Here is a 23050-nt window from a genome sequence, read left to right as displayed (position 1 = left end):
TTAGGTCGTTTCTTATCCCTAATTATCTTTAGAGTTTATCTTTTTCCATAACTTACCTGCTTCAACTTGAGCCTCAGATATTTGCTGGGATGTCATTTTACTTTCTAGCTCACTTAAAAGATTAACTGCTTTTTTTTCTCCATTAGCTTGAGCAATAGAATACCAAGCATATGCTTTTTTGTAATCCTTAGGTGCCCCTTCCCCTAATTCATACATAAGAGATAAATTAAACTGTGCTCTAGCATATCCTTGCTCTGCAGATTTAAAATACCAAGTGAATGCTTTTTTATAATCCTTAGGAATGCCTTTTCCGAAATGGTACATAATAGCTAAATTATACTGTGCTTGAGCATCCCCTTGTTCAGCAGATTTAGTTGCCCAAGTTAATGCTTTTTTAAGATCCTTAGGAATTCCTTTTCCTGAGCTATACATAATAGCTAAATTATACTGTGCCTTAGCATACCCTTGTTCAGCAGATTTAATAGTCCAAGTGAATGCTTTTTTAATATCCTTAGGTATTCCTTTTCCTGAGCTATACATAACAGCTAAATTGAACTGTGCTTTGGCATTTCCTTGTTCTGCGGATTTAGAATACCAAGTGAATGCTTTTTTATAATCCTTAGGTATTTTTTCTCCATAGTTATAAAGAGTACCTAACTCAAACTGTGCAGGAGCATACCCTTGCTCAGCAGATTTAGTAATCCAATATATTACCTTTTTATAATCTTTAGGTGTTCCATTTCCTAAAGAATATATAAGAGCTAAATTATACTGTGCTTGAGCATCCCCTTGTTCAGCAGATTTAGTTGCCCAAGTTAATGCTTTTTTATAATCCTTAGGTGTTTTTTCTCCAAGGTAATAAATAACACTTAAACTTAACTGCGCTTCAGCATTTCCTTGGTTTGCATTCTGCACTATTTCAGAGAATTCATCTGATGCTACTCCTAAAGAAGTTATCCCCCCTAAGAAAATAGTTAACAGCACAAGTACGAACAATAGCTTTTTTATAAATCTCACAGATTTTTCCTTATTTCTAAAATTAAAATGAGCCTAGCTTATGCCATAAATCTTAAGTGCATGTAAAACTGTAATTTTACGCTACACCTATTTTGGCCACTTCTGCCGAACTGAATCTACGTTCATCTGGGATTAAAAAATCCTTAAATCGGCACTCTGTTTACTTAGGCTTAGCTCCCAATAGACAACAGTACCACCAGTCTATACCCCCTTCTTTTTCTCAATCCACTTGTCCACCTGAGGCGGGTCATAAATCTAAAAGATAAACCTCAACGTAACGCTTGACGTGATACCTTACGCGTTATACATTTGATTCATGATTAAGTCATTTAAGAATCGTGAAACAGAGAAGCTGTTTAAGCGTGAGTATTCGCGGATTATCCCTAATCAGCTAGCTAGAGCGGCTTATAAGAAACTAATTCAAATTGATTCGACTCATGATCTTAAAGACTTAAAAGTTCCTCCGGGCAATCGGCTTGAACTTTTGAAAGGCAATAGAGCCGGACAATATAGTATAAGAATTAATAATCAGTACCGAATTTGTTTTGTCTGGGAAATGGACCACGCTTCACAGGTGGAAGTAACTGATTATCACAGTTAGGGAGATAAATATGGCAGATTTTAGTCCAGTTCATCCCGGTGAAATTTTACTGGAAGAATTCATGGAACCATTAGGATTAAGCCGCAATAAGCTTGCTACGGCTCTTTGTGTTCCGGCGCAGCGCGTCGGACAGGTGGTGAAGGGACAGAGAAGTATCACCGTAGATACCGCCATGCGGTTAGCTAAGTTTTTTGGGACAACTCCGCAGTTTTGGTTAAATATTCAGCAGCGGTATGATCTTGAAGTTGCGAAGGATGATAAGCTTGTTGTCCGAATTGATAGGGAAGTGCGGACATGTGAAGAGCTTCATTTGTGTGCTTGATTTTTTTGTAATTGGATAGAATAAAGCCGAGATTATCCTTTTGGATAGCCTCGGCTTTTTAAATTTCAATCGACCATACAATCTTGCAAGGTAGTGGTAAAGTAACCACGCTAGATGCCAAGCTTCATGCCGAATCAGAATTTGAGAAATATCGTATCATTCAGGATAGGCTTTTTGTGTCGGATTTTGATCGGTTGGTGCGTGATGTTGATAAAGATAACCGATAACTGGTACTCCACCTGTAATTCTCGCAATTCGACGTGCGCACGTTGGTTGAATTCGCGGACCGGATTGATCTGAAAGGTATGCATGCAGTATTTCATCTTGCAGTCCTTGCGTATTCATGCAAGGTCATTTTTTGCGACGCATTAAATCGCAATGGCAAGACTACAAGGTTAATTAAAATTTTTATATTAAAACTTACAGGAGTACGTACATGACAAAAGCAACTGCACGCCATCTTTTGGTTAGTGATGAACAGACCTGTCTGGACCTGAAAAAACAAATTCAGGACGGCGCAGACTTTGGTGAACTGGCAAAAAAACACTCCAGCTGTCCTTCCGGTCAGCGGGGTGGCGGTCTCGGTGAGTTCCGCCCCGGCCAGATGGTCCCGGAATTTGATACCGTTGTGTTCAATGAAGCCGTTGGCGAAGTTCATGGCCCCGTAAAAACACAGTTCGGTTACCACCTGCTGATCATCGATAGCCGCGAAGACTAAACAACTCTTCACCGCTATAAAGAATAAAGCCCCGACTTAGTCGGGGCTTTATTCTTTATAGAGTTACACACTCTCTTCAGCAAAAACATCCTCTATCCACTCACAGGACATCCCGGTCCCCGCAGCATCTGCAGGAGCAGGGTCGCTTTTGATGGCGTTCCTGTCTCCAACCTCCGCAGGCCGCCACTCTGCAACGGTAATCCGCTTAATGCCAAGCTTCACGCCGAATCAGAATTCGAAAAATATCGCATTATTCAGGATAGGCTTTTTGTATCAGATTTTGATCGGTTGATCGGAGATATAGACAATTCCTAACGATTAGTTTTTCACATGTTTTGAAGCTTTACGTAATTACTCGGTAAGTATGGGGAAAACTCACCACAATAGCTTTTTTTAAGTTTTTGGCTTGCTACAATCTACTAAAATTCTATCCTAAGTTATTTAGCCGAACAGTCATTTTTAATCTGCATTCTAACAAATTCATACCTTTTTAGTATAATTTCGTTGACAAAGCCAAACGACATCCTTACTTGTTATTGAGATTCACTTTCAACATCAACAAGAGACTAGTAAAACAACGGAGAAAAATATGAAAAAACTTATCACCCTCGCTATCACCGCTATTATGGTTGCAGCATGGTCTGCGTCAGCCTTTGCTGCAGATGTTATTGTTTATTCTGCACGCAAAGAACACCTTATCAAACCTCTGTTTGAAGCATATACTGCCGAAACTGGAGTAAAAGTAAAATACATCACAGGTAAAGCAGGAGCACTTCTCGAGCGTATCAAAGCGGAAGGCACCAACACTTCGGCCGACCTGTTTATCACAGTAGATGCAGGAAACCTTTGGCATGCTGCAGAGGAAGGAATTCTAACCCCGATTAATTCTGCTATTCTTGAAAAGAACGTACCTTCGCATCTTCGAGATCCCCAGAACCGTTGGGTTGGTCTTTCTGTACGCGCTCGTACTATCGTATATAATAAAGACAAAGTTTCCCCTGAGGAACTGAGCACCTATGAAGCTCTCGGCGAAGCCAAATGGAACAAACGTCTTTTGCTCAGAACATCTAAAAAAGTTTACAACCAGTCTCTCGTAGCATCTATTATCGCCGACAAAGGTGAAGCTGAAACGGAAAAAATTGTTAAATCATGGGTGGCTAATCTGTCTGTAGCTCCTTTCTCCAGCGACACCAAAGCTCTTGAAGCGGTTGCTGCTGGCGTTGGTGATGTTGCAATAGTCAACACATATTATTTCGGCCGTCTTCTCAAGAAGAATCCAGATCTCCCGCTCGCTATATTCTGGCCTAATCAGAAAACAAGCGGCGTTCACACGAATGTTTCCGGAGCAGGCGTGACTGCAAATGCTAAGCACAAAAAAGAAGCTGTTAAGCTGCTTGAATGGCTTTCCTCTGACAAAGCTCAAGGTAAATTTGCATCTCTGAACATGGAATACCCTGTTAACCCAGAAGTTAAGCCAGACCCGATTGTTGAAACTTGGGGAAAATTCAAAGGTAATCCTATGAACGTATCCAAATACGGTGAATATCAGGCAGAAGCTATCAAGCTGATGGATAGAGCCGGATACAAATAACATGTTTCTAAAGAACTCTCGAAATTCAGTCGGAATTCGACCTCCAGCATTCCGGCGGAACATCTTTCGCCTCAAGTCTCCGGCATGGTTCGCCATTGCCGGAGCACTTGCGGCTGCTTCAGCCACGCCTCTACTCGTAATCATGAGCTATCTTTTTTCTCCACAGCAGGAAATATGGTCGCACTTGACTGAAAACGTACTCGGTGGACTGATATTTAATACCGCGATACTGCTGGCCTGCATTTTGCCCCTTACAGCTATAGCCGGAGTGGGACTTGGTTGGCTCACCGGAGCTTGTGATTTTCCAGGCCGCAAATTTTTCTCATGGGCATTGGTTCTGCCCTTTGCCATTCCTCCTTATGTGTTTGCTTTTGTTTATCTTGGAATTTTCGATTTCACAGGACCAGTACAGTCTCTTATAAGAAGCATATTTCCTTCCGCTGGATTTATAGATATCCGCAACGGACTCGGGGTCTCGACAATCCTCTCTCTTGCCTTCTATCCATATGTATATCTCATGAGTCGTAGCGCCTTCATGACTCAAGGACGCACTGCCCTTGAAGCAGCCCGCACGCTGGGTCATTCACCGGCAAAAGCATTTTTTAAAGTAGCGCTACCAATGGCCCGCCCTTTTATAGCAGCCGGACTTGTGCTGGTCTGCATGGAAACTCTTGCTGATTTCGGTGCAGTTTCGATCTTCAACTACGACACTTTCACCACAGCCATTTATAAAGCATGGTTCGGTATGTTTTCCCTTGCAAGTGCAGCACAGCTTTCTTCCGTATTGGGAATAATAGTTCTTGTCGCACTGGTTACCGAGCAGAAAATGCGCTCGCGCATGCGCTTCACAGAGGCAGGAAGACCAAACAACACTGAACGCCTAAAACTATCCGGCCCTTGGAAGTGGGTAGCCTTTTCATCCTGTGCTTTAATGTTTTTTATGGCCTTTGCTCTTCCATGTTTCAAACTGATTATGTGGGGACTTGAATCCATTGATTCAGATCTTTCCAGATATCTTGAATACGGATTAAATACTTTTTTACTTGGCCTTGTCGGAGCAACCTTAACGATCGCAGCTGCCCTTGCTCTTGCCTTTGTTAAAAGAAATGATGCCGGTCCACTTATGAACTGGGCCACACGCCTTGCTACGCTTGGCTATGCCTTGCCCGGAACCGTTCTGGCTGTAGGTATCTTTATTCCTGCAGCATGGCTGGATAATACTGTAGTCGGTGGGCTGAAAGACCTTGGATTTAATGCCACGCCATTTATACAGGGCTCACTGGGCCTGATGATCGCAGCATACTGTATTCGTTTTCTTGCCGCCGGATTCGGTTCTGTGGACAGTGCAATACAGCGCATAACTCCATCCATAGGCGAAGCCGCCCGCACTCTTGGAGCAACAGGAACGGCTTTGCTTGGCCGCATATACATTCCTATGCTCAGAAAAGGACTACTTACCGGAGCCATTCTTGTTCTTGTAGACATCATGAAAGAAATGCCCATAACCCTGATGATGCGGCCTTTTGGCTGGGACACTCTTGCTGTCAAAATATATGAGTACACTTCCGAAGGAGAATGGGAACTGGCAGCAACCCCAGCCGTAGCCTTAATACTCGTCGGACTTATACCTGTGCTGCTGCTCACCAAACAGATGGACAAATAGGAGGCTACTATGCCGGAACTTCTTAAAGTTAACGAAATAGATAAATTTTATGATAATTTTCATGCAGTCAAAAATGTCAGTTTCACCCTCGAACAGGGAGAGATTGGTTGTCTACTTGGCCCTAGTGGCTGCGGCAAAACAACACTTTTGCGCTCGATAGCCGGATTTGAAGATATAGCGGCCGGTTCCATTTCAATCGCAGACAGAAAAGTTGCTGGAAACAAAACTGTCCCACCAGAAAAACGCAGTATCGGCATGGTCTTTCAAGATTACGCACTCTTTCCTCATCTCACAGTGAAAGAAAATATTGCATTCGGAATAGATTCACTTTCGAAAAAGGAACAGAGTAACCGGATTGAAGAGTTGCTCCAAACGGTTGAACTACTGGGAGAAGGGGATAAATATCCTCACGAACTTTCCGGTGGACAGCAGCAACGTGTGGCTCTTGCACGCGCACTCGCTCCAGAACCTAAGCTCTTGCTCATGGATGAACCTTTTTCCAATCTTGATGTAGCTCTGCGCGAAACCCTTTCCACAGAAATCAGGAAAATCCTTAAGGATCGCTCTATTACAGCGCTGATGGTAACTCATAACCAGAATGAAGCCTTTGCCATGGCGGACAAAGTTGGGATACTTTCCAGCGGGACCATGCAGCAATGGGACACTCCGCACGCTGTTTATCATCGTCCTGTGAATCCAGTAGTGGCAAGTTTTGTGGGGGAAGGAATGTTCATTAAAGGTGAGGTTACCAGCCAAAGCACAGTAGAATGCGCCCTTGGAACGCTCAGCGGAGAACTTCCACAAGAGTACAGTCCTAATTCAAAAGTAAACCTGCTAATCAGACCTGAAGACGTAGTCCATCATGATGATAGTCCATACGGAGCTAAGATCATATCCAAGACATTTCGTGGTCCTACTATCCTCTACACACTTGAACTGGACAGTGGAGAACAAATCCTCTCGCTTGTGCCAAGCCACCACCAGCATGCAATAGGTCAACGTATCGGAATATTTCAAGAAGTAGAAGATCTGGTTGTATTTCCGGCGGATAGCTGTCTTTAAAAGAGCAGTCATGCGGTTCATGTTAATAAAAAAGGGTTTACATCGTATTTGATGTAAACCCTTAATTTAAGAAGTTCTTGGGGCGGAACTGAAACGCCGCATCTTCTTTCTTTATCTTCGAATAGTTTCGGCCACGTCGAGCAGTCGCTCTCTCACTGTGAACATATAGCGAGCCATTTTTCCTCGGTGGTCAGCGAACATGGAATCTTCTTTGCCTCTCAAGACAACCGTAGGGTTGAATGTACAGATCTTGTTCATGGCGACCATAGCCTCCTCAAGGTTCTGAGTTCCACCCTTGTCCACATTGGTAATTTTTTCAGGATACAGTTCTTTCAACACAGTAATTACATCACGAAGAACCAACGTCATGCCTTGCGCGAAGTAAACACGATCATCCAACTCGGAGCCCATCAGAGTCTCTCCCGGTGCAGATAGCCAACCCAGCGGAACGTCAATAAAGTTTTTGGAAAGGATGAAAGTCAACATCTCATAAATCTCGCTGGCCTTGATGTTGACAATAGCACGGGAATCGCCCTTCTTCTTGTCAGCCACTTTCGTGCTAATCAACTTATCGGCGTACTTGTGGACATTAGCCACTCCATCATCATACGCGGAAGAGGAAGACCTCTCGAAGAAACCCCATATCCGAGGACCGTAGGTAAAGTCTCGTTCACGAGCTTCTTGCATCCACGGATTTTCAGGGTCCATGGATCCGTACTTTGCCATGGTAGTAGAGAAAAACTTCTGCAAAAGAGTCGTAGCTGTGAGAACTCCAAGCTTGCGATTGACCGCATTATCGAAATGAGATTTTGGAGTCACAAACAGATACTGAGGGGTCCACCCATCAGCCAGCTCAGCTTCCAACCGGGACACAATTGCCAGAGCAAGAACCCGGCCCTTCATAGTCTCAAGCTCTTCCTTGCTCGAAGCAGAAGCATCTGGGTTATTGAAGGCAGGATGAGCCTTAACCTCTACTATCTCCGAATAAACAGGGACGGATATTTCAGGCCACTCAGTAGTGGAGAACATATAACCAATGCCCGAAACGGCCCACCAAATACCCCACAATAGCAAAGGAATAAAGAAAGCCAACACCTTACCACTAGTCGGAACCAACTTATGCAATTTTTGCATAACACTCATAATAACACCTGTTTTTTTCTTCATTATTTATACAGTCACCTTTTGTTTAATCATTCTAACGATCCTGTAATCAACTCGCAAGTGCAACTTCAATAAACTTTGCATAAAGGATAAGCGGCGTTAACCGAGAGCTTCTCCCTACAGCTAAATTTTCCTATTATACTGTCCCTACAGGATTACTCAGGACTATTCAGTTATCCCGATATCCCGATATCCCGATATCCCGGAATACTGACATAATAATGCGTACTATGCCCGCCGCTAGCATTCTGTTCAAAATTCCACGATCCTTTTAATCTTTGATATCGCGGAGAGCTGTATCTGTAGAGCATTTTGCCAGCTTGGCATATTTGGATGTATTCATGTAGCGCTCGAACCATTCTAAAAATTTTGTCATTTCTTGGTCAAGACGCGGGGCTTCTGGAAACAGGTGGCCTATTCCACATAGTCCACCTTGTGCTGTAGGAAATGTTATTCAGGCAATGAAAAAGTTAATGCAAAGGGTTAAGAAAAAACACCTTCAGCAGATTGGGATGAGAAGGTCCAAAGTTTAAACTAAACTAGGAATTACAGCTCCATCAAAAAGGCTGGCTGTCAGATCAAGCATGAACCACTACAATTAAATCCGTTTTTATTAAGGCGAAGATTATTTTTTTGATTATTTTTTATGAAATTTATTAATCAGATTCCAAATACAAACACCTCATGCAATAGGAATTTTAACATAGAAGACACTCCCTATTCCTATACAGCTTTCAACTTCAATTTTTCCCTTATGAGCATCAACAATTTGTTCGCAAATAGATAATCCCAAGCCACTTCCTCTTGTCTTTCTGGACCGCGCTCTATCAACTCGATAAAATCGTTTGAAAATATGTGGAAGTTCTTCGTTGGGAATTCCGATGCCGGTATCCCTTATTGTGATCACTGCTGAATTTTCAACCTGCTCTAGACTAACATATATGACTCCACATGTAGGCGTATATCTAATGGCATTGCTCAGTATATTAACCAACAATCTTCTTAGACTGGATTTTTCTCCATAAACAAACACTTTGTCTAAAGAACATAGCTTCAGAATCAACCCTTTTTCTCGGCAAAGAATGGAAATATCATCACATACTGTACTGATAAATTCAGCCATATCAATCGATTTTAATTCAAGGTGCTCCTTGCCTGCATCTGCTCTGGCAAGAGTTAACAGCTGGCTGATAACTACGGACATTTCATTCGATTCTTGAGCAATTATTTCAAGGGCTTTTTGGTATGTTTCGGCGTCTCTTTCTTTTTCCAGAGTAAGTGTAGCCTCGGCTTGAATAACGGCAAGAGGAGCTCTAAGTTCATGCGAAGCATCAGCAGTAAATTCTGTTTGACGTTGAAATGCTCGTTCTATCCTGTCTATCATTTTATTTAGTACAGTAGAAAGCTCACCCAGCTCATCCTTTGTCTTAATCTTGATTCTCTGGCTTAAATCGTGTTCTCCTATTTCCTGAGCTGTTTTGGTGATTTCTTTAACGGGATTAAATGCTTTTCGTGTAAGGAAAACACCTCCAAAACCAGAAAAAGCAATTGTAAGCGGAATGGCCGTAAGGAGTATGCGCAATAGTTGATCAATAGCTAGATTAATGTCCTTTGTGGGTCTGGCTATTACCAGAACAGCTGATTTAATTTCCACGGCTTGATTCGTGTTAAAAATGGATTTTTCGGGATGTTTTCCATCTTTAGGATGAAGCCCATTCATTTTTTCGACAAACCGCTTCAATTGGATAATTGGATTATCTGGAATATAATGAGTTGCGAATACCCTCATTTTTTCGCCCTTTAGGCGAGATTCCGTTGAAAAAACGTTTTCACCGGAAAGAGCCTGATTAATCAGAGAGTTACTTATAGGGATTCCATGTCCCTTGTGAGATATATGGGTCAATTTGCCGTTTGTGTAAAAATAGATAGCGACAAGCTCTCCGGCCTCTTCCTCAAATGTTCCGGAGGCAATAATTGGAATGAGATCCTTGAATTCTGCTAGTTGCTTCCCTCTCACTCTCAGTGAATCATCAAAATTACTGTGCAATGTTCCTGAAAGTGTAAAATAAATCCCGCATCCTAAAAGAATTAAAAGAACACTGAGGATAGATAGGTACCAGAGAGTAAATTTAAACCTTATGGTATTTATTAAATTCATTACGACTTCATTCTATATCCAGCACCTCTAACGGTCTGAATAATTTGTTTACCCTGCTCAGGGTCTATTTTCTGTCTTATCCTTCGAATATAGACATCCACCAAATTTGAGATGCTGTCCAAATCATAATCCCAGGCATGAGATTCAATCATGGTACGGGTTACGACCGCATTTGGATTGCGCATTAGATATTCCAAAATGACATATTCCTTTGTCGTCAGTTCGATAGGTTCACTTTTCCAGTGAACCTCACGACTCTTTGTATCGAGAAGCAATTCTCCTACAGACAATTTAGACGATTTTGAGGGGTTATCACGTCTTAAAAGAGCTCGTGCACGAGCTAAAAGCTCAGCAAACGCAAATGGTTTGGTGAGATAATCATCCGCTCCGGTATCAAGCCCTCTGACCCTATCTTCAACAGTGTCCCGGGCGGTCAACATGAGAATGGGAGTGGTGATGTTCTTTCTTCGAAGATCTTTGCAAATTGCCAAGCCGTCTTTGCTTGGCAGCATAACATCTAAGATAATCAAATCGTAGGAATGTGTATCCGCGTAACACTCACCTTCTTTTCCATCATAAGCACAATCAACAACATATGCATTCTCTTTCAGACCACGTTTCAGCACATCGCATAGTTTTCGATCATCATCGACAATAAGAATTTTCATTTTACCTCCCTGACATTTAGTGAAGGCAGTATCTTTCACAAATATTAATAGAAAATGAATAAAAAAATATTTTTTATTCATGTGTCATTCATTTTCTAGGGTTCTTTTCTACCTTCAAGCTTATCGCAGCTGAGTACAGAAACTTTTCATTAAGGAAATGGTCATATGGAAAAACTGGCATTCATAATTGTTGCTACACTTTTATCGATAAATTCTTATCAACTCAGTGCATTTGCTGAAGAACTAAGCATTAAAGACTGCATAACTCTTACGGGCAATGAAAGTCAGTGTAAGGATTGTTGCGATTGTCTTGAGGTCGATGCCGCTACCCGCCGTCAGTGTCGGCAGGCATGTACCAAAACTGACTTTCGCCTGAACTACAGGACAATGGACATGAAAGTTCCATCGACACTCGGCCCTGATGGAGATTACTCCGTTGCACTTAAAGCCGCAAATGAGCAGGCCTGCAAGGAATATTGTGATGGATCAGATGAATTGGCTTGCGGAGACCGGCGTTATTGCCGCGATGCATGCAATGCAGCTTATTTTGAAAACTCTTCTGAAAAGGAAGCATCGCTTTGGTAGTTTTGACAGGAACCATGACGGATTTCTAGATATAAATGAACATTGATTTTTTGTTCAAACAAACGGTCATATAAGGTTTTGTAATTATGCCATCTACACGAAAAATGATTGTGATGAAAACGCTAAAAAGCGGTGTGAATCTTTTAAAAATTTTACTCATGGTTGGAGGTGTTCTTTTTCTAGTCCAATATGCACAGAATAATTGGGTTGAATCTTCTCCTCTGGATCATTCTGAAGCTCCTATTTATCGGCTGGAAAAAATCAAAAGATGCGACATGGAAAATACGATTTCCTGTACCGGAACTATTGCTGCAGTTGGAACTGTTGAGGTCGGAACGCAAGTCTCCGGCACAATAAAAAAAGTATTGGTCGATTATAATGATCAGGTGAAAGAGGGGCAGATTCTGGCTGAACTTGATCTGGACCTGTTCAAAGCTGCTGTGGAAATAGCTAGAGCTTCTGTTCTCAGTGCTAGTGCTCTCTATAAACAGGCCGCAGCAGACTATGAAAGGAATAAACCTTTATACAAAGAGGGACATCTCTCAACTCACGAACTGCTTGTATATGAGACGGAAAAAGATATTGCAAAGGCGCAGATCCTATCCGCAAAGGCCGCTGTAAAAAGTGCCGAGACAAATCTTGAAAATGCACAGATCAAGTCTCCCATTGACGGCGTTATTCTCGAACGGAACATCGACGTAGGCCAGACCGTAGCGGCTAGCTACAGCACTCCTACTCTTTTTATTATTGCTGAAGATCTATCAGACATGGAGATTGAAGCTAATGTGGATGAAAGCGATGTTGGAATAGTTAAAAAGGGACAGCAGGTTAAATTCTCTGTTCAATCTTATCCCGACACAATTTTCTGCGGAACAGTGAGCCAGATTCAGCTGAACCCTACCGAAACTTCCGATGTTGTTACATATACCGTAATTGTGGATGCACCAAATAAAGAAGGTCGGCTTCTACCGGGAATGACTGCTACTGCTGATTTTTGTGTCGAAAAAGTTGAAAATGAACTGGTGGTACCGAACGCTGCCTTATATTTCAAACTTGACATTCATGACAAAACAGAAACCACCGGAATCTATATTCTTGAAAAGGGAATTCCTAAACGGGTTCCAGTCAGCCTAGGTATGACTACGAATACGGGCACAGTGATAAAAGATACTGAGCTAACAGCTGGTGAGTCTGTAATTATTGGGAAGAATGCTAATAAAGTAGAAAGTTCTCAGGGGTTTTTATCAAAGATTTTACCCAGCGGACCAAAGGGCGGCCCGAGAATGTAATCCTGTTGATTTTTAAGGAATTTAAAATGGAATTAATCCAGCTCAAAGAAATTACAAAAACATTTCACCTTGGCGGAGAAACTGTCCGGGCACTAGACAGTATTACTCTCACTATCCCAAGAGGTGATTTCGTCGCGATAATTGGAACTTCAGGGTCTGGTAAGTCTACCCTAATGAATATTTTAGGTTGTCTGGATAAGGCTGATCAGGGGGAGTATTTGCTGGAAGGAGTTCCTGTAGGACAACTTGATAAAAATGCTCTGGCTGACATTCGCAATAAGAGAATCGGATTTGTGTTTCAGGGCTTCAATCTTCTTCCGAAAACAAGCGCGCTGGAAAATGTGCAACTGCCACTAATCTACAGGAGGGGAGATCGAAAATATGATCCGGTTATAATGGCGGAAAAAGCTCTTGAAATGGTTGGTCTCGCAGACAGGATGCATCATGAACCCAACCAGCTTTCGGGTGGGCAGCAGCAACGCGTAGCTATTGCCAGAGCCTTGGTGACTCAGCCTGCAATTATTCTGGCTGATGAACCTACAGGAAATTTAGACAGCCGGACAACTGAAGAGATCCTCTCTCTTTTTCAAAAGCTTAATGCAAATGGCATCACAATTATTATTGTCACCCATGAAATGGAAGTTGCTGAACATGCAAAGCGTATTGTGGAATTCAGGGACGGACGCATAATAAATAAATACAAGATTCCCAATAGGCGTTGTGCCCAGCATAATGAAATCCTTTAGAAACGGAAACATCCTCTATGAGATTAAGACAATTTATAATTGTTGCATTTAGAAGCATTTCTCGAAACAGAATGAGAAGTCTGCTCACCATGCTGGGAATTATTATCGGACTTGCGTCGGTGATTTCTCTGGTCGCCTTAGGCAAGGGATCTCAGGCAGACATCAAGGAGAAGATATCCAGCCTAGGCACAAATCTAATTATGGTTAAGCCGGGCAGCACCATGTCTCATGGAGTAAAAGGCGGGGCCGGTAGCCGAAGCTGTCTGAGTATGGATGATATTGTGGCTATCTCTAATTTTGCTCCAAATGTCGGCAATGTTTCTCCTGTTATAAGGGTTTCAGGACAGGTTATTGCCGGGAGTGAAAATTGGAGCACAACCATTGAGGGAGTGGATGTCAGTTACCCTACTATTCGCAATTATGAAGTAGCCTTAGGTTCTTTTTTTACTTCCAGAGATATAAAAGTTAAAGCCAAGGTTGCGGTTCTAGGACAAACCGTTGTGGATGAGCTCTTTTCCGGTCAGAATCCGGTTGGGACGCGAATTAGGATCGGAGCCATTCCTTTTGATGTTGTCGGAGTTCTTTCTGAAAAAGGCCAATCAGCCATGGGAAATGATCAGGATGATATAATATTTGTCCCATCCACAACCGCCCTTTACCGTATGAGTGATGGCGAAACCGTTCATGATATTATGGCCAGTGCTGTTTCCGAGTCATCCCTTGATTTGGCTCAGTCTGAAATTGAAAGTGTTCTTCGTAAGACTCATAGGCTCAGTTCAGATGATGAAGATGATTTTGAAATACGCAACCAAACGGAAATTGTTAGCATGGCCACTCAGGTGACAAGTACCCTGACCATCCTGCTCAGTGCCGTCGCCGGTGTTTCACTTTTAGTCGGGGGTATCGGTGTCATGAATATTATGCTGGTTTCTGTCACCGAGAGAACCCGTGAAATTGGCATCCTTCTCGCGATAGGTGCACGAAGTTCAGATATATTGACACAATTTCTTCTCGAAGCGGTGATCCTCAGTCTCTTAGGTGGTATTATCGGTATTTTAACAGGCTTAGGCATTGCCATTGGACTTGGTTCTACTTTGGGTATCCATGCGCTGTTCGACCCATTTATGATAGTCTCCAGTGTCCTCTTTACAGTGATTATCGGGGTATTTTTCGGTTATTACCCAGCACAAAAAGCTTCTAGACTCAATCCCATCGACGCAATGAGATATGATTAAATGCAGTTATAATTTATGGCACTTCAAAGTTTTCCGGTACGCAATGAACGCGTCTTAATCCCGTAGCCACTCTTTCCGTTAATAATTACAGGTAAAGTTCATGAGAAATATTGTTATATATGTATGTCTGGTTCCCTTCATTCTTAGTGGTTGCGGCTCTTTGTTGCAGACTGAGTACACTCCACCCGAAGTTACTGTTCCCAAAAGCTGGAATTCTACAGGAAATAGTACCTCTGAAATCTCCTTATCTGCTGCCAAATGGGCGGAAAGCTTTGAAGATGCGTCGCTTACAAAACTGGTTAAGCTGGTGCTGGAACGTAACAATAACCTTGCTGCAGCTGGATTTAGGGTTACACAGGCCCGGTTACAGGCGGGACTTGCCTACAATGATATGTTGCCACAGCTTTCAGGTGCTGTCGGCAGCGTCAATACCAAATATTTTGATAAAGGCGGTTTTACCAATTCATATGCCGGAGGTTTTAACATTAGCTATGAAGCAGATCTGTGGGGCAAACTTTCCCGCACCCGTGACGCTGCCATGTGGGAAGCTGTTGCAAGTAATGAAGACCGCATGAGCACAGCCCTATCTCTGGTGGGTACGACTATGAAGCTTTACTGGAGTATAGCTTATAGCAATGTGCGCATTGACTTGTGCAGGAGTAATATTCAGTCTTCCGAGATGACTTTAAAACGAATACTTGCTCAGCAACGCTATGGTTCAGCATCGAAACTGGAAGTCAACAAAGCCAAGCAGGAATTGACCATTCAGCAGGCTAAATATTATTCCTATATGCAGAATAGGCAGGAAAATATAAATTCTCTGACGATCCTTTTTGACTTGCCTCCAGGGAAAATTATGGCCGACCCTAAGAGTCTTATCAGGTCCACTCTTCCAGTGATTCCTGCCGGACTTCCTGTGGAATTGCTATCTCGCCGTCCGGATCTGCGTGCAGCTGAATCACGTTTACGCAAATTGTTGGCCAATACCGATGCAGCCAAGGCCAGCTTTTACCCTACCTTGTCGTTGACCGGCAGTCTCGGTGGGTCAAGTGCTGAACTTGCTAATATGCTGGATAACCCTTTTGCTGCCCTTGCTTCAGGCATCGCGTTTCCGTTCCTCAACTGGTACAAATTAGAATTGAACCTAGATCAATCCAAGGCCCAATATGATGAAGCAGTGGTCTCTTTTAAACAGACACTGTACGAAGCGATGAAAGAAGTAGGGGATTCCCTTTCGAATCGTAAAAATCTAGCTGACAAGAGCAAGTATCTTAAAGACAATCTTGATGCAGCCCGCAATGTCGAAAATATATATGAAGTGCGCTACAGGTCAGGGTCAGGAACTTTTAAGGACTGGATGGACGCGCAGGACACAAGGCGTACTGCCGAGGAAAGCATGGCAGAAAATGTCTATGCGCAATTGCTCAATTACGTGAACCTCTATAAAGCCCTTGGTGGAAATCCAGATCAGTATAACCCGGTTAAAAAAGGGAATCCAGCATAGGATATTTTAGAAACTCCACCATTTTTATAAAGCCCCATTTCAAAAGCCTCGCTTCCATATGGAAGCGAGGCTTTTTTTGTTCATGAAGTATAATTAATGTGCCTAACGAATAAGCTGCTTTTCAGTATTACTGAAAAGTTCCGACTTAACCTGACATTGAATCCTTAGAACAAAATTCCAATTAGATACTATCTTTCACGAAAAGATTGCTGCAATGACAGATAAATAGGTTTCATAAAGTAACCAATCAGAGTCTTTTCACCAGTCCGGATATCTGCCATTACAGTCATGCCCGGTAATACTTGTAGTTTTTGGCTACCTTTTTCGAGGTAAGTCTTTTCTAGCGTGACTATCCCCTCATAATAAACTCGGCCCTTTTCGCCAACGATAGTTGTGGGTGAAATATCAATCAACTTACCTTTTACCCCGCCATAGCGGGCAAAATCATAGGCTGTGAATTTTACTGTCACAGGCTGTCCCACTTGAATATGCCCCACGTCGCGTGACGAAATATGAACTTCGGCAATAAGATCCTTTCCTGTAGGAATAAGTTCAAGCACAGTTTCTCCGGGTTTTACTATTTCCCCCAGCGAATTGACCTGAAGATTATGAATAACACCATCTTGTGGCGCTTTCACAGACAATTGGAACACATCCATCTGAAATCGCTTTATTATTTCTTGTATCTCTGAAGCCTCAGCTTCTACTACTGTAAGTTCAGACATCCATGATTCAAGAGCTTCTTCTTTCAACTTAACAAGTCTATTCTTGCTTTCAGTAAGTTTTTCGCCAACCTGAATACGATGTACCGGAATCTGGTGTAGACTTTCCTGCACTTGTAAAAACTGCCTTTTTACTCCGAAATATTCACTTTTACCGACTAATTGCTGTTTAAAGAGCCCTTCATATGATTGATACTCTTCTTTCAAAAGATCGTTTTGTTGACGTAGAGTATCCTCTCTGCTGTTCAGATTTATAAGTTCAGCTTTATACTGATTAATTTGATTATTAAGGATCGCTCTTGAAGCATTCATAGACTCTATCTTTTGCGCATGAAGTCTTCTTTGCTGGGCGGCTAGATCCTTATAGCGTTCATCCACTTTTGAATAGTCGGGATTTCTACCGTCAATCAGCGCGGCAAGCCTTTCTTTACGTAAATCCAGAGCAGCCAACCGCCCAAGATGTTGATCCAAATTGGATACAGAGACAGTTGGATCCATTATGATAAGGTCCTGCCCCTTTTTAACGGCTTCCCCATCTCGAACCAGAATGGCTGAGACAATTCCGCCATCTTCGCTCTGAACTCTTTTTATATGACCTGAAGGAATTATTTTACCACTGCTGACAGCCACTTCGTCAATTTTGGTAACGGATGCCCATCCAATAAAAGCTGCAATGACAAGCGTGAGAGTAATAATGACGTAACGAACAAGCCGTGGCACTCCTGTCTCTTCAAGCAGCAATGCTTGTGAGAGATGAAGAGAATCTTTTTTATTAATGCGAACTTTTCTATTTTCAGAACTCATGGCTACTTCCTTTGAATACAATTAGAATAAACAGGATTTATATTCATCCGGCAAACGAGACATAACTTCATCCCTCGGGCCAAAAAGTTTTACTTTTCCTTTTTCCAGCCAAAGAATTTTATCGGCAGCTTGAAGATATTCACAGTGATTTGTTACAGCTATTACTGAAGCTGTTCCCTTCAAATCGTTGATCATATTCATAAAAAAGGGTCGATCTTCTGATGAGGGGCGTTCGAGCACTTCGTCAAGTAATATGATTGGAGCAGGTCGCACCAAAGAACGGCAAAGATTCAATTTTTTAAGGAATCCCGTATGCATCTGCTTCATTCTGTAATCACCGATTCTGGTCTCAAATCCATTAGGCAATGCTTCAATATCTTTAAGAACACCTACAATTTCACAAGCTTTTCTGAGTTCTTCGTTGGTAGCTGTTGGATGAGTCAATCTAAGGTTCTGGGCTATTGTTCCATAAAAAAACTGCGGAACCTGCGGGGTATACCCAATTGTTCGCCTAAGCAGTAGTGGGTCCATTTGGCGCAAACTGGTATTGTTAAGCGCAATCATCCCTGCCTGTGGACGGTATAAACCTAGAATCAATTTAAGAATTGTCGACTTGCCTGCCCCATCATGACCGGTAATGGCCAGAAATTCACCATGATCAACAGAAAAGTTAACTCCAAGCAAAGCAGGATGGGCATCGTTTGTATATCTAATGGAGACCTGTGAAAACTTAACATTACCCAGCATTTTACGATTGAGCATAAGCAGGGATTCAGAGTGCTGTTCAATCTCCAGATTCATGAGCCTATCAACTTGCTTAACGCTCTTATTAATACGCTCAACCTGCAACATAACCACGAAGGCGGATCTTAAAGGAGCAAGGATACGCCAGACTAGAATCATTGAGGCCACCAAGGCCCCCATAGTCATTTCTCCGGCTATAACCCCATTTACTGAAACTGCCATTGTTAAAACACCGGCAGCCATAATAATGGTATTAGTCAGAACACTAATCTGCGAAGCCAGTTGCGAGGACTGATAGGACTGAGCTGCACATTCCGCAGAAAGCTGACGGTATCGTTTTTCCCATATCCTAGGAGTACTGGTTAGTTTGATGGCTCTTATTTTGGTAAGAATCTCCATGACAATTTCCTGCCGCGCAGCACCAACCTTGGCAACACCTGCATTCGCCCGCTTTACAAGCGGCATGTAAATAACTGCAAGGATGGCAAAAAGAACTATCGCCGTCAGTGGCACAAACACCACCTGTCCTCCCAATACCCACATCATAAAAAGAAGCAGAATAATAAAGGGCATCTCGAGAAGCGATGTAAAAGCCTGCCCTGAAAAAAAATCACGGACTGAATCAAAATCTTTGATGCGCGAGGCCTGTGAGCCTATAGAAGCGGATTCTGTGTATGATGGAGGTAAATAAAGAATACGTCTAAAAACCTCATTTCCGACAATGTTTCCAAGTCGTGCCCCGATAAAACTCATCATTCCAGAGCGGATAATCCGTAATCCGAAATCGCTAAAGATGAAAACCATGACCCCGACTACAATATAAGCAAGCTTCGTATTGTTATCAAAAAAAGGCATTTGGTCATAAATGGTCATTATAAACAAAGGCATAATCAGTGTAAGCACACTGAGCAAAAAAGATATAAGTAACCCGTGCTGAAAAGTTTTACAGAATCGCGCAAGAACATTTCTGAACCAGTTTTCTTGTTTACGGTGAAGTGAATGACCTCTCGTGTCCACCTGATCAAAATAGAATGCTGTGCCCATCCGTGTGTCCGGCTTGAGCGCCTGATAAGACTCACTTTCTCTGATATAAGCCAGAAAGTTTAATCCATCACTTTTGGTCAAAACCATAGCGTTGCCGTCACTGCCTACAAACAAACAAGGCAGGGTTCGATTATCGATATTGTTTAAACGCACGGCCATTGACCGGCTGCCGAACTTCAGATTAGCCATAACATTTAAAAGGTCGGACAAGTCTAAATTTTCAAAAAGATGAGGCATAGCTTCAGCCAAATGAACATCATTTCCTCGCCAGCCGAGAGCGTCAAGAAGTGGTGGTATGCAAAGTCCATATCCGCCGGGAACAGCAAAGGGAGAGGAATTACCACTAATCATTGCGCCCCCTTACCAAACTTAGAATTTCTTACAACAAAGGTCTGATAGTCAATCCCGTTAATATGGTTAACCCACCAATCCAGAACAGACAGCTTTAGGCCACTTACAATATGTAATCTCCCTTGTTTAAAATCCTTGTAATGATCTTCAATCATCTTCATGAAAATTGCGTGCTGCTCCAAATGAGCTTCCATAAGAGGGCTTTTAATATTTTCCATTATAACTTTTTCATGTTCAAAATGAATTTTAGCATAATCCAAAAGACGTTGAAAAATCTCATCTCCTTTATATAGATTTTCAAAAGAAGCTTCTTGGTTATTGAGAGCTTGAATAATTAAATTTAAATCCAGAGCATATTGAGTAAACAACATATGATCTTTATCGACTTGATCGATGTTAATAAGTTGAATGATACCAGCCACATCATCCCATGTTCGAGCGGATTGCAGAATCCAGCGTTTCCATGCCATCTCCCATCGCCCATTTCTTTCTGCAGTTTCAGATATCATGGCTGCATCTCCTTCTTGAGTTTTCCACTCTCGAGGCTGTAGACAGAATCAGCCATTGAAAACAAAGTTGAATTTCCGGTAGCGATTATAATGGTGCAATTGCCTTTCAGCTTATTCATCAACCAGAAAAAAAGCTGCTCACTATCCGCATCCATGGATTCATTTACTCTATCCATCAGGATAACCCGAGGACGAACAGTCAAAGCTCTGGCAAGACAGATCCGCTGAATTACTCCAGTAGGTAAAAATTCATAAAGCCTGTTGCCAACCTTCGTTTCATAACCAAGAGGCAACTCTGAAAGAACATTATCAAGTTGCAAAAGAGAGGCTGCATCCATAGCCACTTGCCTGTTTGCCGGATTGAAAAGAGTCAGATTGTCAAAAATAGTTCCGTTGAAAAGAGTGCCGTGCTGGGGAATATATTCAATCCTTCCCTTGTAATTATCATGACATACGTCACGCAAGTTATGACCATCTATAAATGCCTGCCCGGAATCTGGACGATTCAAACCGTAAATAATGTTGAGCAACTCCGTGGTGGGCCTGCCGCCCTCTGTATTGATGCAAACCATTTCACCGTCTTCAACAGTCATATTAAGTTCGCTAAAAATTTCACTCCCATCACTTTCACGCCTGAAGGAAATATTATCAAGGACGACTTTACCCTTGATTTCATCTGGCAGACATGGGGCTTCAAGATCATATTCTTCGCGGAGATTTACTATATTTTTAATTTGTTCTTTCGCTATCTCAATATCAGCATGCCGAACCCAGAATGAAGCAAGACTTCTGAAAGGCTGGAAAAATCTCCCGCTGAGCAAAGTACAGGCTGCAAGGCTACCTAAAGTAATTTGGCCTGAAATTGCGAGACTACCTCCCACAAAAAGGACTCCGAATAGATTAATCTGTGAAAAAAGATTGCCAATATTTACCGGTAGATTACCGCTAAAGATCACATCATAATCCAACTGCGCTGCATCGGCTTCAAGCCGCTCATGACGACGCAACATTGATTCTTCAAGGGTAAGGGCTTTTATTGCGTGAATTCCGCCTAGAGCTTCCACCAAAAAGTTATAACGACGGTCCGCCTGATTCTTTTGCTTAAGCCTGTTTACGCTGTAACTACTTCGAATAAAGGATGTAATGATCATGAATATGGTCGCAACAAAGGCAAGATAGGCCGCGACCTGCCATCCACCTAAAAACCCCACTACTGCAAGGAAAAGAAATGCAAACGGAAGATCCATCATCAACTGAAAAGCTTGTCCTGCATAGAAAGAGCGTAGTGTATTCACCCCGCGCAAACGATCAAGGTGTACTCCGGCTCCGTCTTTTTCAAAATCCTCCAGCACACAATTTATCCAACGACAAACGCAAGCGTGGGCAAGGCTATGTTCAAAACGGGAGGACATCCAGTTGGTAATGGTTGAACGGCACAACCGTAAAATAAACTCTAAAATAAGAGCACAGAAGAACCCCGCAACCAACCACAGCAAAGTGTTCGTTGCCTGAGTCGGGACAATACGGTCGTAGACCTGCATCAGAACTATTGGCAAAGCCAGAGAAAGGACATTAATTCCCAGAGAAGCAAGGAACAAATCAAAAGAATTACGAATGAACGCTGGCATAGCCCAGAGGTCACTCATAAATCCTTTTTTTTCCTTGAAGTATGATAAATCCATATATTTTTACCTGTATTTTCGGTTCAACTGACAGATATAGATTTCAAAACAACACTACCAATCTGCCTGATCCGAGAAGTCTTCAGCTTCATTTTCGAACGCATCAAGGTTGTCAGCACCATCGGAACTGTCCTCGTCATTCTGATCATCCCCTTTATCTTTACCCTTACCTTTTCCTTTACCAGAATCTGATTCGACCGACTCCGTCCAACTATTATCATCACCAAACGATGACGAGGACTGATCTCCATCACTATCAGTAATGTCAGTCCAGCTTCCACCGGAATCTTCACCTTCACTATCCATGAGGAAAAAGTCTGTTTCAAGAGAATCATCTCCATCAGCACCTTCAACTCTTTCATCATAATGAGGTTGATCTTCAGTCACTCCGGGAGGAGCTTCATCCTGACCGTTACCAACACCCATATTCCCCTTAGAACCACCCTTGTCAGTAGAGTCTGCTGAATCCATATCAGATTCAGTAGAATCCTGATCTCCGCCCTTTCCTTGGTCGGGACCATCTTCGACACGGCCCCATTGATTCCCATTCCCGCCTCCAGAATCAGCAGCATCATCCGTAGTATCGGAATCAGTGTCAGTAGATTTCTGCCCACCTGCCTTGCCTTGGTCAGGACCTTCTTCCACCTGTCCCCAGCGATTACCTGGCTTTTCACCACCGTCTGATTCTGTTTCCGTCTCACCCTCGGGCTCGGGAGCTACTACGGGTTCCTCTTCCGAAACTACTTCCGTTTCAAGCTCTGGCTCAGGTTCGGGAGTTGGCTCGGGCTCAACAATAGGTTCAGTAATATCATCAACAGGATCAGGTTCAGGAGTTGTATCAGGCTCACCTACAACTTCTGATTCTGGTTCC

Annotated in this window: 20 protein-coding genes and 1 pseudogene; 11 read left to right on the top strand and 10 right to left on the bottom strand. The window is 42.6% G+C overall.

Translation table 11 applies throughout. The features are described 5' to 3' along the window. Positions 1-18 precede the first annotated feature (18 nt). Positions 19-1017, bottom strand: coding sequence for a tetratricopeptide repeat protein (locus tag BR06_RS0113660; protein ID WP_051677104.1), 999 nt, complete (start codon positions 1015-1017; stop codon positions 19-21). A gap of 316 nt (positions 1018-1333) precedes the next feature. On the opposite strand from BR06_RS0113660, the gene BR06_RS0113655 reads away from it, so the two are divergent. Both BR06_RS0113655 and BR06_RS0113650 read left to right on the top strand, forming a co-directional pair. Next, positions 1334-1618 carry a type II toxin-antitoxin system RelE/ParE family toxin gene (locus tag BR06_RS0113655; RefSeq protein ID WP_031483978.1) on the top strand — a complete coding sequence of 95 codons (285 nt, stop codon included), beginning with the start codon at positions 1334-1336 and terminating at the stop codon, positions 1616-1618. Positions 1619-1628: 10 nt separating this feature from the next. Further along, positions 1629-1940 carry a HigA family addiction module antitoxin gene (locus BR06_RS0113650; RefSeq protein WP_031483976.1) on the top strand — a complete coding sequence of 104 codons (312 nt, stop codon included), beginning with the start codon at positions 1629-1631 and terminating at the stop codon, positions 1938-1940. Between the two features lie 156 nt (positions 1941-2096). Here BR06_RS0113650 and BR06_RS20350 read toward each other — a convergent pair whose 3' ends face one another. Further along, positions 2097-2285 (bottom strand): hypothetical protein, encoded by a 189-nt coding sequence (locus BR06_RS20350; RefSeq protein ID WP_156952711.1) that lies wholly within the window; start codon positions 2283-2285, stop codon positions 2097-2099. 91 nt (positions 2286-2376) lie between these two features. On the opposite strand from BR06_RS20350, the gene BR06_RS0113640 reads away from it, so the two are divergent. The 4 genes from BR06_RS0113640 to BR06_RS0113620 all read left to right on the top strand — a co-directional run bounded on the left by BR06_RS0113640 (position 2377) and on the right by BR06_RS0113620 (position 6974). After that, the gene (locus tag BR06_RS0113640) at positions 2377-2658 is read left to right on the top strand and encodes a peptidylprolyl isomerase (protein WP_031483973.1); all 282 of its coding nucleotides are present in this window, start codon (positions 2377-2379) and stop codon (positions 2656-2658) included. 589 nt (positions 2659-3247) lie between these two features. After that, positions 3248-4249 (top strand): extracellular solute-binding protein, encoded by a 1002-nt coding sequence (locus tag BR06_RS0113630; protein WP_031483971.1) that lies wholly within the window; start codon positions 3248-3250, stop codon positions 4247-4249. A 1-nt stretch (position 4250) separates the two neighbouring features. Then, positions 4251-5912, top strand: coding sequence for an ABC transporter permease (locus tag BR06_RS0113625; RefSeq protein WP_031483969.1), 1662 nt, complete (start codon positions 4251-4253; stop codon positions 5910-5912). Positions 5913-5921: 9 nt separating this feature from the next. Further along, positions 5922-6974, top strand: coding sequence for an ABC transporter ATP-binding protein (locus tag BR06_RS0113620; RefSeq protein ID WP_031483966.1), 1053 nt, complete (start codon positions 5922-5924; stop codon positions 6972-6974). 111 nt (positions 6975-7085) lie between these two features. On the opposite strand, the gene BR06_RS0113615 is transcribed toward BR06_RS0113620, so the two are convergent. The 3 genes from BR06_RS0113615 to BR06_RS0113605 form a co-directional block, all read right to left on the bottom strand. After that, positions 7086-8141, bottom strand: a complete 1056-nt coding sequence (locus BR06_RS0113615; protein WP_031483964.1) for a hypothetical protein — start codon at positions 8139-8141, stop codon at positions 7086-7088. Positions 8142-8820: 679 nt separating this feature from the next. Beyond that, complete coding sequence (locus tag BR06_RS19830) at positions 8821-10296, bottom strand: sensor histidine kinase (RefSeq protein ID WP_051677103.1); 1476 nt, start codon at positions 10294-10296, stop codon at positions 8821-8823. Beyond that, the gene (locus BR06_RS0113605; RefSeq protein WP_031483961.1) at positions 10296-10964 is read right to left on the bottom strand and encodes a response regulator transcription factor; all 669 of its coding nucleotides are present in this window, start codon (positions 10962-10964) and stop codon (positions 10296-10298) included. Before BR06_RS0113605 ends, BR06_RS19830 begins: the two co-directional genes overlap by 1 nt. Before the next feature lie 165 nt (positions 10965-11129). Here BR06_RS0113605 and BR06_RS0113600 point away from each other — a divergent pair, with 165 nt between their 5' ends. The 5 genes from BR06_RS0113600 to BR06_RS0113580 all read left to right on the top strand — a co-directional run bounded on the left by BR06_RS0113600 (position 11130) and on the right by BR06_RS0113580 (position 16323). Further along, entirely contained in the window at positions 11130-11549 is a 420-nt protein-coding gene (locus BR06_RS0113600; protein ID WP_031483959.1) for a hypothetical protein, read from the top strand. Between the two features lie 86 nt (positions 11550-11635). After that, complete coding sequence (locus BR06_RS0113595; protein WP_156952710.1) at positions 11636-12838, top strand: efflux RND transporter periplasmic adaptor subunit; 1203 nt, start codon at positions 11636-11638, stop codon at positions 12836-12838. Positions 12839-12864: 26 nt separating this feature from the next. Further along, positions 12865-13584, top strand: coding sequence for an ABC transporter ATP-binding protein (locus BR06_RS0113590; RefSeq protein WP_031483956.1), 720 nt, complete (start codon positions 12865-12867; stop codon positions 13582-13584). 17 nt (positions 13585-13601) lie between these two features. Beyond that, a complete protein-coding gene (locus tag BR06_RS0113585) occupies positions 13602-14819 on the top strand; it encodes an ABC transporter permease (protein WP_031483954.1) in 1218 nt (405 codons plus the stop codon). 100 nt (positions 14820-14919) lie between these two features. Continuing rightward, entirely contained in the window at positions 14920-16323 is a 1404-nt protein-coding gene (locus BR06_RS0113580) for an efflux transporter outer membrane subunit (protein WP_031483952.1), read from the top strand. 188 nt (positions 16324-16511) lie between these two features. On the opposite strand, the gene BR06_RS0113575 is transcribed toward BR06_RS0113580, so the two are convergent. The 5 genes and pseudogenes from BR06_RS0113575 to BR06_RS20555 all read right to left on the bottom strand — a co-directional run. Further along, positions 16512-17849 (bottom strand): HlyD family type I secretion periplasmic adaptor subunit, encoded by a 1338-nt coding sequence (locus tag BR06_RS0113575; RefSeq protein WP_031483950.1) that lies wholly within the window; start codon positions 17847-17849, stop codon positions 16512-16514. A 21-nt stretch (positions 17850-17870) separates the two neighbouring features. Then, the gene (locus BR06_RS0113570) at positions 17871-19988 is read right to left on the bottom strand and encodes a peptidase domain-containing ABC transporter (protein ID WP_051677102.1); all 2118 of its coding nucleotides are present in this window, start codon (positions 19986-19988) and stop codon (positions 17871-17873) included. Next, positions 19985-20497 (bottom strand): bacteriohemerythrin, encoded by a 513-nt coding sequence (locus BR06_RS0113565; protein ID WP_031483946.1) that lies wholly within the window; start codon positions 20495-20497, stop codon positions 19985-19987. Before BR06_RS0113565 ends, BR06_RS0113570 begins: the two co-directional genes overlap by 4 nt. Beyond that, positions 20494-22179 (bottom strand): peptidase domain-containing ABC transporter, encoded by a 1686-nt coding sequence (locus tag BR06_RS0113560; protein ID WP_031483944.1) that lies wholly within the window; start codon positions 22177-22179, stop codon positions 20494-20496. The genes BR06_RS0113565 and BR06_RS0113560 overlap by 4 nt, the downstream gene beginning before the upstream one ends. A 54-nt stretch (positions 22180-22233) precedes the next feature. After that, positions 22234-23050, bottom strand: a pseudogene (locus BR06_RS20555) (hypothetical protein); the annotation flags it as partial.

The organism is Maridesulfovibrio frigidus DSM 17176 (genome assembly GCF_000711735.1).
In the GTDB taxonomy this organism is placed as follows: domain Bacteria; phylum Desulfobacterota; class Desulfovibrionia; order Desulfovibrionales; family Desulfovibrionaceae; genus Maridesulfovibrio; species Maridesulfovibrio frigidus.
Note: the sequence above shows the minus strand (reverse complement) of the source record. Positions and strands in the feature narration are given on the sequence as shown.